Genomic DNA, 1336 nt, shown 5'->3' on the forward strand with positions numbered 1-1336 from the left:
GATCGAAAACTCCGAGTACATCTCCAAGCTGCTGGCGGCCGAGAAGCTGCCGCACAAGGTGCTCAACGCCAAGCAGCACGCGCAAGAAGCGCTGATCGTGGCGCAGGCGGGCCGACCCGGCATGATCACCATCGCCACCAATATGGCCGGCCGCGGCACCGACATCGTGTTGGGCGGCAATGTTGAGAATCAGATCAAGCTGATCGAGGCCGACGCAGGCGTGGGCGAGGCCGACAAGGCGCAGCAGACCCAGACCTTGAAGGACGAATGGGCCGGCCTGCATGAGCAGGTCAAGGCCGCCGGCGGTCTGCGCATCATCGCCACCGAGCGGCATGAGAGTCGCCGTATCGATAACCAGTTGCGTGGCCGCTCGGGCCGCCAGGGTGATCCAGGCGCTTCGCGCTTCTATCTGTCGCTCGACGATCAGCTGATGCGCATCTTTGCGGGGGACCGCGTGCGCGCCATCATGGACCGCTTGAAGATGCCCGAAGGCGAGGCGATTGAGGCCGGCATCGTCAGCCGTTCGATCGAAAGTGCGCAGCGCAAGGACGTGGCGCGCAACTTTGACGTGCGCAAGCAGTTGCTGGAGTACGACGATGTCTCCAACGACCAGCGCAAGGTGATTTACCAGCAGCGCAATGACATCCTCGAAGCGCAGAGCTTGGTCGCGCAAATCAACAATCTGCGTGCCAGCACGCTGACCGATGTGGTGCGCAGCTTTGTGCCTGCCGAAAGCGTCGAAGAACAGTGGGATCTGGCCGGCCTTGAGCGTGTGTTGCGCGAAGAATGGCAGCTCGAAGTCGCGCTGACCGAGATGGTTGACAAGAGCGACTCCATTACCGATGAGGACGTGCTGGAATTGGTCGTGAAGAGCGGCGACACCGTCTTTGCCGACAAGGTCGAGCGCGTCGGGATTGATCAACTCACCCCATTCATGCGCATGGTGCTGCTGCAAAGCATTGATCAGCATTGGCGCGAGCATCTGGCCTCGCTGGACTATCTGCGCCAAGGCATCCACTTGCGCGGCTATGCGCAGAAGAACCCCAAGCAGGAGTACAAGCGCGAAGCGTTTGAGTTGTTCTCGCAGCTGTTGGATGTGGTGAAGATGGAAGTGACCCGCACCTTAATGAATGTGCGCATCCAGTCGCAAGAGGAAGCCAGTCGTGCGGCCGAGGCCATTGAGGCGCGCGCCGAACGCGTCAGCAATGTGACCTACACGCACCCGAACGAAGACGGTTCGGTGTCGCAAGACGCGGCCGCCGACTTTGATGCCGCCGGATTTGTTCACCTCGTCAAAGGTGAACAGCAGTACGTCTTTCAACGACGTTTCGCTGAT

Annotated in this window: 1 pseudogene; it reads left to right on the forward strand. The window is 60.6% G+C overall.

From position 1 onward, the window contains the following. A pseudogene (secA, locus tag RMO57_RS07295) lies at positions 1–1336 on the forward strand (preprotein translocase subunit SecA); the annotation flags it as partial.

It is taken from the genome of Roseateles sp., from assembly GCF_031397715.1.
Classification (GTDB): Bacteria; Pseudomonadota; Gammaproteobacteria; order Burkholderiales; family Burkholderiaceae_C; genus Paucibacter_A.